The sequence below is a fragment of the Maritimimonas sp. 2205BS37-2 genome (genome assembly GCF_056591755.1).
Window position 1 is genome coordinate 44,363 of record NZ_JBWQOI010000002.1, and the last position, 15,975, is coordinate 60,337.

The 15,975-nt window shown below is 33.5% G+C and carries 15 protein-coding genes; 1 reads left to right on the forward strand and 14 read right to left on the reverse strand.

Annotated elements, in window-relative coordinates:
* Positions 1 to 58: 58 nt before the first annotated feature.
* The 14 genes from AC1EUU_RS07575 to hemA all read right to left on the reverse strand — a co-directional run bounded on the left by AC1EUU_RS07575 (position 59) and on the right by hemA (position 14,880).
* Complete coding sequence (locus AC1EUU_RS07575) at positions 59 to 2,218, reverse strand: DUF5916 domain-containing protein (protein WP_480200809.1); 2,160 nt, start codon at positions 2,216 to 2,218, stop codon at positions 59 to 61.
* On the reverse strand, positions 2,218 to 2,643 hold the full coding sequence (locus tag AC1EUU_RS07580; protein ID WP_480200810.1) for a nuclear transport factor 2 family protein: 426 nt from the start codon (positions 2,641 to 2,643) through the stop codon (positions 2,218 to 2,220). Before AC1EUU_RS07580 ends, AC1EUU_RS07575 begins: the two co-directional genes overlap by 1 nt.
* Before the next feature lie 104 nt (positions 2,644 to 2,747).
* The gene (locus AC1EUU_RS07585) at positions 2,748 to 3,797 is read right to left on the reverse strand and encodes a helix-turn-helix domain-containing protein (protein WP_480200811.1); all 1,050 of its coding nucleotides are present in this window, start codon (positions 3,795 to 3,797) and stop codon (positions 2,748 to 2,750) included.
* A gap of 81 nt (positions 3,798 to 3,878) precedes the next feature.
* A complete protein-coding gene (locus tag AC1EUU_RS07590) occupies positions 3,879 to 5,210 on the reverse strand; it encodes a dihydrolipoamide acetyltransferase family protein (protein WP_480200812.1) in 1,332 nt (443 codons plus the stop codon).
* Between the two features lie 351 nt (positions 5,211 to 5,561).
* The gene (gene hemF, locus AC1EUU_RS07595) at positions 5,562 to 6,467 is read right to left on the reverse strand and encodes an oxygen-dependent coproporphyrinogen oxidase (protein WP_480200813.1); all 906 of its coding nucleotides are present in this window, start codon (positions 6,465 to 6,467) and stop codon (positions 5,562 to 5,564) included.
* A gap of 2 nt (positions 6,468 to 6,469) precedes the next feature.
* Positions 6,470 to 6,817, reverse strand: a complete 348-nt coding sequence (locus AC1EUU_RS07600) for a 5-carboxymethyl-2-hydroxymuconate Delta-isomerase (RefSeq protein ID WP_480200814.1) — start codon at positions 6,815 to 6,817, stop codon at positions 6,470 to 6,472.
* 3 nt (positions 6,818 to 6,820) lie between these two features.
* Positions 6,821 to 7,351 carry a GNAT family N-acetyltransferase gene (locus tag AC1EUU_RS07605; RefSeq protein ID WP_480200815.1) on the reverse strand — a complete coding sequence of 177 codons (531 nt, stop codon included), beginning with the start codon at positions 7,349 to 7,351 and terminating at the stop codon, positions 6,821 to 6,823.
* Positions 7,351 to 7,842 (reverse strand): DUF6973 domain-containing protein, encoded by a 492-nt coding sequence (locus AC1EUU_RS07610; RefSeq protein ID WP_480200816.1) that lies wholly within the window; start codon positions 7,840 to 7,842, stop codon positions 7,351 to 7,353. Before AC1EUU_RS07610 ends, AC1EUU_RS07605 begins: the two co-directional genes overlap by 1 nt.
* Positions 7,839 to 8,576: an EI24 domain-containing protein gene (locus tag AC1EUU_RS07615; RefSeq protein WP_480200817.1), complete on the reverse strand. Its 738-nt coding sequence runs from the start codon at positions 8,574 to 8,576 to the stop codon at positions 7,839 to 7,841. The genes AC1EUU_RS07610 and AC1EUU_RS07615 overlap by 4 nt, the downstream gene beginning before the upstream one ends.
* Before the next feature lie 38 nt (positions 8,577 to 8,614).
* Complete coding sequence (hemE, locus tag AC1EUU_RS07620) at positions 8,615 to 9,649, reverse strand: uroporphyrinogen decarboxylase (RefSeq protein WP_480200818.1); 1,035 nt, start codon at positions 9,647 to 9,649, stop codon at positions 8,615 to 8,617.
* Positions 9,650 to 9,674: 25 nt separating this feature from the next.
* Positions 9,675 to 10,964, reverse strand: a complete 1,290-nt coding sequence (gene hemL / locus AC1EUU_RS07625) for a glutamate-1-semialdehyde 2,1-aminomutase (protein ID WP_480200819.1) — start codon at positions 10,962 to 10,964, stop codon at positions 9,675 to 9,677.
* Between the two features lie 37 nt (positions 10,965 to 11,001).
* On the reverse strand, positions 11,002 to 11,964 hold the full coding sequence (gene hemB, locus AC1EUU_RS07630; protein ID WP_480200820.1) for a porphobilinogen synthase: 963 nt from the start codon (positions 11,962 to 11,964) through the stop codon (positions 11,002 to 11,004).
* A 76-nt stretch (positions 11,965 to 12,040) separates the two neighbouring features.
* On the reverse strand, positions 12,041 to 13,630 hold the full coding sequence (hemC, locus tag AC1EUU_RS07635) for a hydroxymethylbilane synthase (RefSeq protein WP_480200821.1): 1,590 nt from the start codon (positions 13,628 to 13,630) through the stop codon (positions 12,041 to 12,043).
* Positions 13,630 to 14,880, reverse strand: a complete 1,251-nt coding sequence (gene hemA, locus AC1EUU_RS07640; protein ID WP_480200822.1) for a glutamyl-tRNA reductase — start codon at positions 14,878 to 14,880, stop codon at positions 13,630 to 13,632. Before hemA ends, hemC begins: the two co-directional genes overlap by 1 nt.
* Before the next feature lie 186 nt (positions 14,881 to 15,066).
* On the opposite strand from hemA, the gene AC1EUU_RS07645 reads away from it, so the two are divergent.
* A complete protein-coding gene (locus AC1EUU_RS07645; RefSeq protein ID WP_480200823.1) occupies positions 15,067 to 15,972 on the forward strand; it encodes a helix-turn-helix domain-containing protein in 906 nt (301 codons plus the stop codon).
* Positions 15,973 to 15,975 lie beyond the last annotated feature (3 nt).

A 15,975-nucleotide genomic window follows, 5' to 3' on the forward strand; every position in this document is an offset into this window, starting at 1 on the left:
AAATTAATTTTTAATTCTATACAGGTAAACTGCCTTTTTATAAAAACGTTACAAATTTTTAAAAATCGAAGCGATAATTCATTTTAAATGCCACACCCCAGTTTTTACGATGAATACTTTCATTAAAATTATCGGTTACTACCAAATAGATATAACTCAAAGGTTTATATTCCCATTGCAAACGGCTGTTGATGTTAAAATTATCGCGTTGTGTATTATGTTGCACGTAGGTTGTCCAGTTCAATCGGTTGTTAAAAAAGATCTCGCCTGTAAAACGGGTAAGATGAAAGGTTTCTTTACCAAGTTCATCTAAATTTAGATGGTTTATTTCATACGATAGATCAATATTGGCAAAAGGTAATAATCTATATGAAGTGGTTAAAAAAGCTGCCGAGCGTTTACCATTATAGAATTGCCCATGGTGCAAGTATGTTCTAAAAACTAATTTTTTATTACTTACAGAATTATAACCTATCCTCCCTCTAAAAAAGCGGTATTGATCGGGTAAGAGCACATTACCATTTCTTAACGGATCAAATGCATATTTTAAATCTATATAATCATGGTAGAGGTTGATATATACTGCCGATAAATCTTTAAAAAAAAGAGCTGTATTAAAATAGGATGTTACCTGAGAGATTGTGCCCTCTTCATCAAAATAGGTATTATTTCTACCAAAAAAATAGCGATACTGATTTAGCGTTTTAGATTTTGAGAAAAATTTGTTCAGGCTTAAATACCCAGAGGCTTCGGTATATCCTTCTCTAATTATTTCATCATTTATTGCATCGTAATTAAACAGGCGAGGCGTAAATCCGACATCGGTAATATAATTTTTACCGAGTTGTTTAACAGCAACATTCCACTCCATACCTCGCTTATTGTACCAGACACCAGCGTTATAAAAGCTATTATCTCCTGAGAGTTGATCATTAAAGCTTTTACCAAAATTGATTAATCCTGTCCAACGATTATTGTTTGATTTATAATTGATATTTAGTCCTGCTACACGGTTATATTCATCTAGAAATTCAAATTTATCTGTTTGTTGACGATTAATTAGAAATGCTGTAGCCGTAAAGTTCTTAGATAACTGCTGTTCTCCTACGATCGATGTGAAATTTTGAGAAGCTATGTCGTCGTCATTTTCCGTTTGCACATTTAAAAATCCAATTCTGGTTTTTGGAAAAAGATTCCCAGACAACTTTACGCCAAATTGTATATCGCTATTCGCGCCTATTCGTCTTGAATAAAATGGGTTTACATCATCGGTTCCAAGGTTTGAAAACAAATCAGCATTTTCTAAAAAAAAGCTTCTGCGCTCAGGAAAAAATATAGAAAACCGTGTTAGGTTGGTTACCTGCTGATCAACATCAATTTGCGAAAAATCAGGATTTATGGTAGCATCTAACTTCAAAGATGAAGTTAAGTTGTATTGAACATCTAAACTGGGCTTAAAAGTAGTTTCGTCTTGATTATTTTCAACATTATTTTGATAGTTAATCGTGGCAGACGGCGTTATTGCGAATCGAGATTTTGCCTTATTCGGTAAGTTTCCAACTAAAAAAGTTTCGGTAAATCTTAAATCAAAATTAGGATAGTTACGCTTTACATTTTTTAAGATGGTCCATGAATTATTTTTAATATCACGTACATAAAATTGAATTCCGAATTTACCAATATCAGTATTGAAATTAAGTGCTTTTAAGGGGATTTCGATTTCGTATAACTTTTGATTCCCTCGTGTTGATGTTTTAGCTTGCCAAACTGCATTCCAACTAAAACTCAATCCATAACCGTCGTTAACGCGTTCAATTAAACCATCTACCTGACTTGCCAATGCATTAACAGCAAAAAAATAGGCGCTTTGTTGTTGGTATTGCGTATCTAAAATCATTACCAAAGCATCACTAGAAGCTATAGAAACATCGCGCTTTAATGTGCTTACTTGGTTTCTCGGAGTAGTATCGTTATATGTTGCTCCTATATATAAGTTTTCTCCATTATGAAATATTTTTATGGTTGTTTGATTTTTCGCTAAACCTTCATCGGTAGGCAAATAGTTATAAAATCCGGTATAGGCGGGTAACTCTTGCCAAACATTTTCATTTAGATTACCATCAATTTTTATATCAGTTTCTAAAAATCTTATTTCCGGTGTCTGGGCGGTTATGACATAAAACACAGCCGAGAATACCAAAGCTAAAAATTTTCTCATTATTTATTGTCGTCCGTTCTAGTAGCAGTTTTACTTATAATTTTCCAACCTTTATCAGTTCTTTTAAGTAGGAATAAGTCAATGTAAGTCCATTTTTTTTCTGGGTTGGAAATTTCAACTTTCGCTGTAGCAATATCTTTTATAAGCTCCATAGAAAGTATTTTGCCGTGTCTACCATTAAATTCCCCTGGTTTTCTATTTTTAAAAAAGTCGGTATATTCTTTAGGTGTATAGCGTTTAAATCCTTCCCTACCCGTAAGATAAAGTGTTGCATCTTCAGTAAAGGCGCTTTCTAGTAACTTGAGTTTATTATATGAACTACCATCAATATAATTTTGAAGCGTTTTACTAACTAATTGTTCATCAGATTGTGCATTAATGAGTTGTACACTAAGTAAACTCACCAGAAAAAAGAATAGTTTCATTTGTAAAAAAGTTTAAAATTGATTTCAAACCTCTTAAAATGATTCTACTATTGATTTATAGGTTATAATTTAGGCGTCCAGAATTATAATTTTGGATGTTTTGTTTATTTAAATTGCTTTTGAAATTCTGAAGGTGTTTTGCCAACCACTTTTTTAAAAGTGGCATAAAAACTTGATTTTGAGGAAAATCCAGCTTCGAATCCTATTGCTTCTAAGGTGAATTGATTGTTCTCTTTCAACAATTGTTTTGCTTCTTCTACTCTATAATCATTAATGAAAGATGCAAAGCTTTTACCTAGATTATCGTTCAATAATTGTGATAATTTATGCGTTGATACCTGTATATGCTTTGCTACGCTTTGTAATTTTAGATCTGATTCTTTGTACAATTCTTCTTGTTTCATCAAGACATTTAGTTGATCTAGCAAAAGATTGGCCTCACTTTCATCTATTTTCTTGGCACTATATTTCTCAGGAATATCTTGAAAAACACCTTCTCTATTATTTTTAAAAAGTAAGAATATTAATAGCGCATAAAACACCACTGAAAATGTAATGGTACCTACCATATATAAATAGAAATAACCTATTATATATGCTGTGTATATCAAAATGTTGCCTACGTACATCCAAACTAGCCACAATTCTGCAGTAGTACATTTTTCCTTTCTCCTAAATAGTTTTCGAAAAATATCTTTAATAATAAATCCAGATAGCAAGATATAGACTCCCCACACTGTATAAATGGTATGCACTATATATTCTATCCAAATTTCTTGATTTGTGGCATAGGGCTTTATTGCGCCTATCAAGAAAATTATAATGGTTAAAAGTAAGAAGTGTATCTTCCAAGAATTTGGAATCACTTTGGTATTTTTTACCGAAGATTTAAGATAATAAAATAGTGAGACTCCAATTAAAAAGCAAGCTGAAAGTCCGATCTGTAAAATCCATAAATTGCGTTCTTCTCTAGATGTGAAAATCACATAAACGGATTTTCCTATTCGAATAGAGAGCATTAAGACTAGTACTCCTAAGAAAAAATTCTGAACCCTTTTTTCTTTACTAAAAAATAAAAAATATAGACTTACCAAAAAGCCATTAAAAACTCCTAAAGAGCAAATAAAAAATAGTAATGGATTATCAAAGGTCATTCATTAATACTATAGTGGACTAAAATAATAAAAAAGCCCGGTTAAAACCGAGCTTTTGAATATCTTAAAAGTTAAAATAAATTAAAAATCTTGATTTACATCCCAAGCTTCTAAAGCTTCTTTTAGTGATTTAATAAACATCCCTCCAAGCGCTCCATTCACAACTCTATGATCATACGAATGCGATACAAACATTTTGTGACGGATACCAATAAAATCTCCATCGGGTGTTTCAATTACAGCGGGCATTTTTCGAATAGCTCCTAAAGCTAATATTGCCACTTGTGGTTGATTAATTATAGGTGTTCCCATCACAGAACCAAAGCTTCCTACATTTGTCACAGTATAGGTACCACCTTGAATCTCATCTGGCTTTAGTTGATTTATACGTGCTCTATTAGCAAGGTCATTTACCTGCTTAGTCATACCCATTAAATTTAATTGATCTGCATTTTTAATTACAGGAACAATCAAGTTGCCATCTGGTAAAGCAGCTGCCATACCCAAATTGATATTTTTCTTTTTAACAATGGTATCACCTTGTATCGATATATTTATTAATGGATATTTTTTAACCGTCGAAGCCACTGCTTGCATAAATATTGGAGTAAAGGTTAGCTTCTCTCCTTCTCTCTTAAAGAAAGCATCTTTCACCCTATCTCTCCATTTTACAATATTAGTAACATCAATTTCTATAAATGATTGTACATGTGCAGAAGTTTGTACCGAATCAACCATGTGTTTAGAAATGAGTTTCCCCATTCTTGTCATCTCAATAATTTCATCTTCACCACTCATTGCAATCGGAGCTGCTTTTGGTGTAGAAGTTTGCTTTGGTTGAGAAGGTGTTTCTACTTTGGCAACCGGCTGTACTGAACCATTTGTTCTATTCTCAACGTATGCTAAAATATCATTCTTAGTAACTCTACCATCCTTACCTGTTCCGTTTAGAGATTCTAACTCTTCTAAAGAAATGCCTTCTTTCTGCGCTATGTTCTTCACTAATGGCGAATAAAACTTACCTGAAGGAGAATTTTTAATCTCTGCTACAGCAGCAGCAGCATTTTGTTCTACAGCGGCAACTGGCTCAACAATTTCTTGCTTTGCTTCAGCTTCAATCATAGCAGGAGTTTCTACGGCAGCTGGTGTGGCTTCAATAGCAGCATCAGCTCCATCTGTTTCAATTATTGCTAAGGTCTGACCTACCTGTACTACGGTATCAGCTTCAAATAATTTCTCTACTAAAACTCCTTCAACTTCTGAAGGGACTTCAGAGTCTACCTTATCAGTGGCAATCTCGACAATTGCCTCATCAAGTTCAATGGTATCTCCTACTTCTTTTAACCAAGAAGTAATCGTTGCTTCAGCAACACTTTCACCCATTTTAGGAAGTTTTAACTCAAATTTTGCCATAACAGATTCGTAGTTTTGAGACTGCGAATTTAAGAAATTTAAAGATGTAAAAATTGAATTGGAGGAATTAATCTTTAAACGAATTAATGAATTGACAAAAAAACAACTAATATTTATTATTTTATCAATAAAATATAACAATTAGCCAATTTTGTTGCGAATAACTCAATTGAAAAGTTGTAATATCTTGTAGCCAATCTAGCTCTTGATTAGTACTAGCGAATCTAGAATAAGAAAATTACGAACCTACTAAACATAATGTCTTGAAGTGAGTTAACTTCAAAATTTATAGATGAAAGAGAAATTTAGTGTTATTAAAGAAGTTAATACTTACTACTTTTTGTTAAAACTTTAATTCACCCATTCTTTAGGGTTTTTAAGAACTTTCAAGAGCTTTTCTTCATCGCTTCCGGCTTGAGGATGATGATCATATACCCATTGCACATGTGGCGGTAAACTCATCAGTATACTTTCAATACGGCCATTTGTTTTAAGTCCGAATAAAGTACCTTTATCATGCACCAAGTTAAATTCTACATACCGCCCACGGCGAATTTCCTGCCAATCGCGATGTTCTTGTGTGTAGCTTATATCTTTTCTTTGTTCAACAATCGGTACATAGGCTTCTAAAAAACTATTACCCACTTCGGTTACAAAATCATACCAATTCTGCATTGTCATTGAATCTGACTTTTTACAATAATCAAAGAACAAACCACCTATACCTCTTGCTTCTCCTCGATGTGAATTATAAAAGTATTCATCGCATTTCTTTTTGTATTCTTTATAGAAGTCTTTACTATGTTCATCACAAGCGCTTTTACATATTTGATGAAAATGTTGTGCATCTTTTTCGAATAAATAATAAGGCGTCAAATCTTGCCCTCCACCAAACCAACTATCAACTATTTCTCCATCTTTATTGTACATTTCAAAATATCGCCAATTAGCATGTACCGTAGGCACAAATGGGCTCTTTGGATGAATTACCAAGCTTAGTCCACAAGCAAAAAAGTCTACTTCACCAACATTAAAATATGTTTGCATTGCTTTTGGTAATGGTCCATGAACAGCTGAAATATTTACACCTCCTTTTTCGAAAATATTTCCGTTTTCGATGACGCGAGTTCTTCCACCACCGCCCTCTGGACGCTTCCAGATGTCTTGATGAAATTTCGCCTTTCCATCTATTTCTTCAAGTTTTGAAGTAATGGTATCTTGAAGTTGTTGTATATAGTTATAAAATTTATCTTTCATTACTAGATCATATTTTTATTACAATAGGTTGCTTTTTCAAAATCTCTGATATTGATAGCAATAAATTGAACCTCGGGAAATAATTCTTTTAGTTGTCTAACAATTTTTCTTGAGAGATCTGCTTTCTGCTCGGTAGTTCTTCCTTCCATTATATTAGCAAAAACATGAATAAAATCGTCTTGCTTTCCTCCTACAAAGTAATCTCTATTAAAAGGGTTTAAACGTACTTTTATATCTCTTTCGTCAAAAAGATTGGTATCTACAGCTGCATCGTGTATAATTTTAAGCACATGATTAGCAGCTTCTTTTTCAATAATTGTTTTTGAGCAATCTACTACAAAATGCGGCATAAATTAATTTTTATACAATTCATATAATTCCATATCTAACGGGAGTCTTCCGGGCGGGGTATACTCTTTTAATAAAGTCTCTTGCCACTTAAAATTGGTCCTTTCAGCTACTTTAACACTAGGTGTATTTGTTTTATGAACTTTTATTTGCAATACTTTAAACCCTAAGTTTAAAAAAGCATGATTTGATAGTTCTTTAATTGTCTTAACCATTATACCTCTTCCTCCAAAGTTCTTATCCATACAATAGGCATATTCTCCTTGTTGCTTATCCCAAACAATATCCTTTATATAAACTAAGCCAATAATGCTATTGGCTTTGGAGTTTTTAATTGTAAAAAGAAATTCCTCTTTTGCCTTAAATTCCTTTTCTTTTGTTTTGGTAAATTCTTTTGCTAAATCTAAGGTTATATTTTGCTCTAAAGTTTTTGGAAAATAAAGCTTGAATCGATCAGCATTATTAATCATTAAATAATGAATACCTTTAGCATCATTTTTTGAAATTTTACTAAATCTAAAGTCTTCGAGCTTCATTATTCGTCCTTAATATATACCAAATTCGTGGGATGTAACTCAGCATCTTTAACTTCACTAATTTTCTTGGCAGATTTTAACTTTTCAATAATTAAGTTGGACATTTCGTCTACAGATTTAAATGAAGAGGCAATATAGAGGTTTCGTCCTATTTTGTTATTGTGTAAATCCATACGTTCATCTAATGGGTCGTTCGGAGATAACTGTTCATGTTTGTCGGTAATTAGTTTTGTCCAGGCTAATATTCTTCGCGTATTTTTACTCCACTTTCTACATTCGAAACAAATCAAACTATTCCAAAATGCATGTCTGTATGCGTTTGCTTTTCCATTTTTTCCATGCGTATTAGGAAATTCTTTTTTAGCTTTTAAGAAGCTCTTCGAGGTTGCTTTTAGTGTAGGATACACATAAAGAGGATATCTTATACTTAATATAAGAAGCTGCCACATCTGGCCATATTTAAATCGCTTTATGATCTTCCAAATATTCATATTGGATTATGGATTTCTTTAACAGTTACCTTTGTAGCCGCCACTACAGAATATGGCAATGCTAGTATAATTCCAACCACAGGCGTTAAAAGCATCAAAAGAAATAATAAGCCATTACCAATAGCCAAGCCTCTATGCTTTTTAACAAATTGTATACTGTCTTTATAATTAAAATGCCGTTCTAAAGTATAATCCATGCTACCGAAACCTGCATAATATCCTTGTACCATAAATAATAAAACTGTAGATAATATATTAATACCAGGAATGAATTTTAATATTAAAATCGGAATGGTAATTAGTAATTCCATAAATAAGTTTCTGGTATTCAATCGGATTCCTCTACACAGTTGCTCAGTAAATGTCGAGTTGGTATGTAAGTGATTCTCGCCAAGTAAATGTGCTTCAATTTTTTCGGAAACCGGGCTCATAAAAGGTGCCGAAAAAGCCATAATAAGGTGCTTATAAAGAATAATCCCCAAGGCAATGATAATGAGTCCTCCTATAAATGTACCAACGCTACTAAAAACATCTTTACCCCAATCCAATATCCAAATCTTTGAAATAAAGCTTCCTAAATTATCTGAGAAGCTATAAGCCAAGCCAAATATTGCGATAGCTGTGACAATACTTATTACTATTGGAATGAAAAAATATTTCCAAAGGTTTAATTTAGAAATTAATCTATATGCACTAAAATAGGCATTAACACCAGTTAAAATATTCTTAATCATTTAAAATTTGACTCTCTTAAACCCTCCAAAAGTTACCTCTATCCTTGGTATTCTTTTACGGCATCAATAAAGGCTTTTGCATTTTCCACAGGAATATTAGGCAAAATACCATGTCCTAAATTAACAATATACTTATTTTTTCCAAACTCATTAATCATTTGATGAACCATCTTTTTGATTTCTGCTGGTGGCGATAACAAACGTGATGGGTCAAAATTTCCTTGTAAGGTCTTATTATATCCTGTTAGGTAACGAGCATTTTTTGGTGAACACGTCCAATCTACTCCTAATGCGGCAGCATTACTCTTTGACATTTCATTTAATGCAAACCAACAGCCTTTACCAAATGCAATAACTGGCGCATCGTCTTTTAAGGCTTCTATAATTTGATTGATATATTGCCATGAAAACTCCTGATAATCTATAGGGGATAGCATACCTCCCCAAGAATCAAAAACCTGAACTGCATTACATCCTGCCGCTACTTTAGCTTTTAAGTAAGTTATGGTAGTATCGGTGATCTTTTGCAGCAATTCATGAGCTGCCTTTGGCTGCGTAAAACAAAATTCTTTGGCCTTATCAAAATTCTTAGAGCCTTGCCCTTGTACAACATAGCAAAGGATCGTCCAAGGCGATCCCGCAAAACCAATTAACGGAATTTCATCGTTCAACTTTTCTTTGGTAGCTTTAATAGCTTCCATAACATATCCCAATTCTTCTTGAACATCAGGAATGATTACTTGATCTACTCCTTTTTGAGCACGAACCGGATTTGGTAAAAAAGGTCCAAAGTTGGGTTTCATTTCTACCTCTATATTCATTGCTTGCGGAATTACTAAGATATCTGAAAATAAAATCGCAGCATCCATTCCGTATCTACGAATAGGTTGTACTGTAATTTCTGAGGCTAGCTCTGGAGTACGGCAACGTGTAAAAAAATCGTATTTCTTACGGATCTCCATAAATTCAGGTAAATATCTTCCTGCCTGACGCATCATCCATACCGGAGGTCTTTCTACTGTTTCGCCCTTTAAAGCTCTTAAGAATAAATCGTTTTTAATTTTGTTAGCCATTCGCTTTTTGTTTTGTCTTGTTTGATTACAATTTAGCAACTGCCTCCATTGCTTTATCTATTGCCTTTGATGTTTTTTCTATGTCTTTATCACTCAATGCTGATGATAAGAACCATGCTTCAAATTGTGACGGCGGTAAAAAGATACCATGGTGTATCATTTCCCAGAAAAAAGCAGCAAATTTCTTCGTGTCGGATTGTTGAGCTTGTTCAAAGTTTGTTACTTCATTCTTTGAAAAGAACGGATTAATCATAGATCCAAAACGATTTACGGTAATATCAACACCATGTTTTTTTGCTTTCTCTTTAAGAATGATCTCAAGAATACTGGCTAATTCATCAAATCGCTCATATGGATTCTGCTTTTTTAGCTCTGATAAAGTAGCAATTCCTCCTGCCATTGCAATTGGGTTTCCACTTAAAGTTCCTGCCTGATACATCCCTCCCAAAGGTGCTACCTGTTCCATTATCTCATTTCTTGCTCCATACGCTCCCACTGGGAAACCTCCTCCTATTACTTTACCTAAGCATGTAATATCAGCTTCGACACCTAATAATTCTTGCGCACCACCAAATTTTGATCGAAATCCGGTCATTACTTCATCTGCTATCAGCACCGCTCCATTTTTATGTGCTAACTCTTTAAGCTCACTTAAAAAACCATCTTTTGGTACCACAACCCCCATATTTCCACCTACAGGCTCTATAATAATACCGGCAATATCTTTATGATTATTAAAGTGTGATTTTACACTCTCTATATCATTATAATTGGCAATTAAAGTATTTTTTACCGCTCCCTCTGGCACACCTTTACTTCCTGGTAAACTTAAGGTTGCTAATCCAGATCCGGCAGCAACCAATAAGGCATCCTGATGCCCATGATAACATCCTGAAAACTTAATGATCTTATCTTTATTGGTAAAAGCGCGAGCCAAACGTATAGCACTTAGTACCGCCTCTGTACCCGAGTTTACAAAGCGTACTTTATCCATTCCCGGAAAAGCATCACAAATAATTTTAGCTAATTTGATTTCATTCTCAGTAGAGGCACCAAATGAATAACCATTCTCTAAAGCTTTAACAACTTCCTTTTGTACTTTTTTATGACGATGCCCTAAGATCATGGGGCCATAAGACAATACATAATCTACATATTCATTTCCATCTACATCTACAATCTTACTCCCTTTGGCCTTCTTTATAAATAGTGGGTTACCTCCAACAGATGCAAAAGCTCTAACTGGTGAATTAACCGCACCAACTAAGTTTTTCAGTCCTTTTTTATAGAGTTTTTTTGAATTTTTATAGTTCATTCTTTTGTAGTTAATTTCAACTATTAATCACCAATTATTATTTCATCAATAATTTAGCGGCTTCTTTCGCAAAATAAGTAATGATGATATCTGCTCCAGCCCTCTTCATGGAAAGCAAGCTTTCTAGCATTACTTTTTCTCCATCAATCCAGCCTTTCTCTGAGGCTGCCTTAATCATGGCATATTCACCGCTCACATTATAGCAAGCAATAGGGCGGTCAAAATTGTTTTTTAAATCTCTTATTATGTCTAAATATGATAAAGCCGGTTTCACCATTAAAATGTCTGCCCCCTCTTCATCATCAAAAGTAGCTTCTCGTAATGCTTCATCTCTATTTGAAGGATCCATTTGATAAGTTCTTCTATCTCCGAAGCTCGGTGCCGAATCAGCCGCATCTCTAAACGGACCATAAAATGCCGAAGCATATTTTACGGAATACCCCATAATTGGCAGGTTTGGAAAACCAGAATTATCTAAGCTTTCTCGAATTATTGCAATGGTGCCATCCATCATTCCAGAAGGTGCTACCATATCTACTCCTGCTTTTGCATGAGAGACTACTTGCTTAGCTATATTCACCAATGTAGCATCGTTATCCACGTCATTATCATGTATAATTCCGCAATGTCCATGCGATGTGTATTCACAAAAACAAACGTCTGTTATAACATATATATCTGGATAGTTCTTTTTAATAAAACGGATTGCTTGTTGCATAATTCCGTTATCATTCCAAGTTTCAGTACCTTCATTATCTTTCTTAGAAGGAATCCCAAACAGTAAAACGGCAGGGATATTCAATTCAACGACCTCATCTAGTTCTTTTGAAATTCTATCCAAAGAATAGCGCTTGATACCAGGCATTGATGGTATATCAGTTTCAATATTCTCTCCTTCTTCAATAAATAAAGGATAAATAAAGTCATTAACCGATAATTTCGTTTCTCGAACTAATCTTCGAATACTTTCTGATTTTCTAAGTCTACGAGTTCTAAACATAATAAGTTCTTATTCTATTAAAGGCGGTACATCTTCTATTGATGTCTTGTTCTTTAATTTTTAATATATAGAACATCTATTTTTTTACAAAATGTAAATTAGTCAGTTCAATAACACTTTCAACCGTAGGCACCTTTGCAACTTCCACATTCTTAAAATGTTTTTTGGCTTCTGTTGCAGTTGTATCACCAATACAAAATGCCATTCTATCGGTAGTGTTTTGTTTTAAATAACTTTGAACCGTTGATGGACTATAAAACAGTACTCCCTTTACATCTTCATCTAGTTTTTGAGAATCGAGAATCGCTTGATATACTTCAACCTCATTTACCGTAATTCCATTTCCTCCTAAAATTGTTGGTAATTCATCACGTCTTAAATCACCGCAAAAAAAAGTAACTTCATCGCCTTCTTTAAGTTCTTCTTTCAAATATTCAGCCAACTTTTGAGCATTTTTAGCTGAGTGCTTAACCGTACCAATTCTTTGTTGTATTAGTTTTTTTGTTCTACGCCCTACGCAATAAATATTCTGAAATTGTAATTCAACAGCCGAAAAACTATTTAATAAAGACTCAACACCATTTTTACTGGTTATAATTACATTTTCTATTTCGTTTCTAATAACCTTGGGCGCTATTCTATTAAATCTAACTTTTACAAAATCACTACTTTCTACGCCAATATTATTATTAAATAAGTCTTCTTGAGGTTTAGATAATTTCTTAGTAGAGAATACTTTTATATCTTTTACAAGCGCATTTGCATCTTCAACTAAAATACGTTTTCCTCCACGTTCAATTACTTCGCCGGCACAGTAAGGAGCTATTGTTTTCCAATCTTTATGCTTCGTAGTTTTAGAAACTTCTATTTTTTTAGTACCATCTTTACTTAGCAATATTCCTTTAAAGTGTACTTGATCTTCTTTTATATATGCTAAGGCTCCAATCGGTGCGGTACATCCGCCTTCTAGAATGCGTAAGAATTCACGTTCAATCGTTGTACATAATTCTGTCTCTTCGTCATTAAGTTTTGCACACGCTTCTTTTACATATTCATTTTCATCTAGAGCAGTTATCATAATAGCGCCCTGTGCTGGTGCCGGCACCATCCAACCTAACTGAACTGAATTTTCAGGTTTCTTTTTTATACGCTCTAGTCCTGCAGCAGCAAAAATGGCCCCATTCCAATCATTAGTTGCTAACTTTTCTAATCGTGTATTTACATTTCCGCGAAGATCCACCACACTATGGCTTGGATAGCGATTAAGCCATTGAGCCCTTCTGCGGAGGCTTCCTGAAGCAACTATAGCGTCTTTTTGGGCTAAAAACTCTTCATTGTTATTGTAAACCAATAAATCATTATTATTCCCTCTCTTTAAAACCGCAGCTTGAATGATGCCTTTTGGTAAAGCTGTAGGTACATCTTTTAATGAATGTACCGCAATATCAATGTCTTCATTAAGCATCGCGATATCAAGGTTTTTTGTAAATATGCCTGTGATACCTAATTCGTATAACGGTCTATCTAAAATTAAATCACCTGTAGATTTTACGGGTACCAATTCGGTTTTATATCCTAAATATTCTAATTGATGCTGAACTGTTTTTGCCTGCCATAATGCTAACTCACTATCGCGAGTTCCTATTCTGATAATAGTGGTACTCATTAATTGGTTTTTTCTAATTGAAAAACTTTAGAGATCAGCTCAATACTTTCACCAGTCGTAGTATCTTCTTTGAGGTGATTTGCAAAGTGTTTGGTAATTTTTTGAATGATTCTATCAGATAAAATTTTTGCCTGATCTTCGTTAAAATCATTTTGCTTTTTGCGCTGATAGTCAATTTCCTCTAATTGGATTTCTTTTAGCTTAGATTTTAAAGCTTTAATGGTAGGGGCAAATCTTCTGGTCTCAAGCCAAGCATTAAACTCTTGTTGAATTTCATCAATAATTAACTGTGCTTTTGGAACTTCTCGCTTGCGTTTTTCTAAAGTTTCATCGGTAATTTGTGACAAATGATCTAAATGTATTAAAGTCACATTTTCTAACTCTGAAACATCACTTGAAACATTCTTAGGAATTGATAAGTCTAAAATTAATAAATCTTTACCCTTGCTGATGTGCTCTTTTGTAATTGTAGGACTTTGAGCTCCTGTAGCTACAATAAGTATATCAGATTTACCAATCTCAGAGGACAGCTCATTATGATCTTTTACTACTAAATTTAACTTGCCCGCTAAACGTTCTGCCTTATCCTTAGTTCTGTTAACCAGCGTAATATGGCTATTTTTAGTATGTTTTATTAAATTTTCGCAGGTATTTCTTCCAATTTTACCCGTTCCAAAAAGTAAAATGTTCTTATTAGAAATATCTACTACGTTATTTAAGATATATTGTACCGAAGCAAAGGCTACTGAAGTGGCACCTGTAGAAATTATTGTTTCGTTTTTTATACGCTTACTCGCCTGAATAACTGCATTGAACAAACGTTCAAGAAAAGCATTGATTAGATTATATTTCTGAGATAGTCTAAAACTTTGTTTAAGCTGACTTATGATTTCAAAGTCACCTAAAATCTGACTATCTAACCCAGTACCAACCCGAAACAAATGTGCTATGGCATCATTGTTTTTATGCACATAAGCCACTTTCTGAAACTCTTCTACCGTACCATTCGTATTGTTACATAATAATTGAATAAGTTGAAAAGGATGTTCTGCAAAACCATAAATTTCCGTACGGTTACATGTAGATATCACGATAATCTCTTCAATTCTAGCATCATTAGCTTGCTGTAAAAGTAATTCTTTGGTATTTGCATCTATTGAGAACTTACCTCTTATTTCGGCATTTGCCTTTTTATAGCTTAACCCGATACAGTAAAATGTAGTATGTTTCGAAATATTGTAGCTTTTCATCTAGCTTTTAAATTCGTGGACAAAAATAATTGTAGCAACATTAAAAAAACAACGCTAAAGGTTTTTTTTATAACGTTATAAGTTTTTTAGACTAACTTCTTACCCAAAAGTTACAAAAAACCGTATTTTTGCCTTAAAATAAGGGTTTAGAGATCATATAATTTAGACTCATTCTAAATAAAACACATGAAACCTAACAACAGCAATCATCATAAAAATATCGCTAAAGGTTCAACTGAAGAATACCTACTTGAAGATGGATTTTTAGTACTAAAGCTGCTCAACAAAAGTAATGAACCTCAGCAGATTGTACGCGAGATAGATAGTAATTTTATTCAATTTCATTACTGCCTAAAGGGCGCTTCAAAATTTTTGTTTAATGAAGGTCGTTATGGTTTCGACGTAAGTAATGAGCATTCATTATTGTTATACAATCCTCAGCGTGAATTACCATTAAACCTTGAATTACATCCTAACTCAAGTATTGTATCGGTGCTAATTTCTATAAAAAAGTTTCATTCCTTATTTTCTCAAGAGGCCGATTATATTCACTTTTTGAGTGATGATAATAAAGACAAAAAATACTACGATACCAGGCCCATTTCTCCAACAATGACCATCGTGCTAAATCAAGTATTGAACAACAACTTACATTATTCAATCAAAAAATTGTATTTAAAAGGAAAAGCTTATGAGCTATTAAGCCTACACTTTAATAAAAGTGAAGATGCCGATATTGAACAATGTCCTTTTTTAGTTGACGAACAAAATGTATTAAAAATTAGAAAAGCCAAAGACATCGTAATTGAAAGGATGGCTGAGCCTCCAAGCTTACAAGAATTAGCGAATGAAGTAGGTCTTACTCTAAAAAAATTAAAAGAAGGTTTTAAACAAATTTATGGCGATTCGGTTTATAGTTTCTTGTTCGACTATAAAATGGAGTATGCGCGCAAACTGCTAGAATCAAATAAACTAAATGTGAATGAGGTAGGACATAAAATAGGGTATAGTACCTCTAGTCATTTCATTGCTGCATTTAAAAAGAAATACGGCACTACTCCCAAAAAATATGTAAGCGCATTACAGGCATAATTC

What these genes read in the sequence shown, in the direction of transcription:
- AC1EUU_RS07575 (WP_480200809.1), bottom strand. Translation starts at nt 2,218, where the DNA reads ATGAGAAAATTTTTAGCTTTGGTATTCTCGGCTGTGTTTTATGTCATA.
- AC1EUU_RS07590 (WP_480200812.1), bottom strand. Translation starts at nt 5,210, where the DNA reads ATGGCAAAATTTGAGTTAAAACTTCCTAAAATGGGTGAAAGTGTTGCT.
- hemC (WP_480200821.1), bottom strand. Translation starts at nt 13,630, where the DNA reads ATGAGTACCACTATTATCAGAATAGGAACTCGCGATAGTGAGTTAGCA.
- hemB (WP_480200820.1), bottom strand. Translation starts at nt 11,964, where the DNA reads ATGTTTAGAACTCGTAGACTTAGAAAATCAGAAAGTATTCGAAGATTA.
- AC1EUU_RS07615 (WP_480200817.1), bottom strand. Translation starts at nt 8,576, where the DNA reads ATGATTAAGAATATTTTAACTGGTGTTAATGCCTATTTTAGTGCATAT.
- hemL (WP_480200819.1), bottom strand. Translation starts at nt 10,964, where the DNA reads ATGAACTATAAAAATTCAAAAAAACTCTATAAAAAAGGACTGAAAAAC.
- hemA (WP_480200822.1), bottom strand. Translation starts at nt 14,880, where the DNA reads ATGAAAAGCTACAATATTTCGAAACATACTACATTTTACTGTATCGGG.
- AC1EUU_RS07580 (WP_480200810.1), bottom strand. Translation starts at nt 2,643, where the DNA reads ATGAAACTATTCTTTTTTCTGGTGAGTTTACTTAGTGTACAACTCATT.
- AC1EUU_RS07645 (WP_480200823.1), top strand. Translation starts at nt 15,067, where the DNA reads ATGAAACCTAACAACAGCAATCATCATAAAAATATCGCTAAAGGTTCA.
- AC1EUU_RS07610 (WP_480200816.1), bottom strand. Translation starts at nt 7,842, where the DNA reads ATGAATATTTGGAAGATCATAAAGCGATTTAAATATGGCCAGATGTGG.
- hemE (WP_480200818.1), bottom strand. Translation starts at nt 9,649, where the DNA reads ATGGCTAACAAAATTAAAAACGATTTATTCTTAAGAGCTTTAAAGGGC.
- hemF (WP_480200813.1), bottom strand. Translation starts at nt 6,467, where the DNA reads ATGAAAGATAAATTTTATAACTATATACAACAACTTCAAGATACCATT.
- AC1EUU_RS07605 (WP_480200815.1), bottom strand. Translation starts at nt 7,351, where the DNA reads ATGAAGCTCGAAGACTTTAGATTTAGTAAAATTTCAAAAAATGATGCT.
- AC1EUU_RS07600 (WP_480200814.1), bottom strand. Translation starts at nt 6,817, where the DNA reads ATGCCGCATTTTGTAGTAGATTGCTCAAAAACAATTATTGAAAAAGAA.
- AC1EUU_RS07585 (WP_480200811.1), bottom strand. Translation starts at nt 3,797, where the DNA reads ATGACCTTTGATAATCCATTACTATTTTTTATTTGCTCTTTAGGAGTT.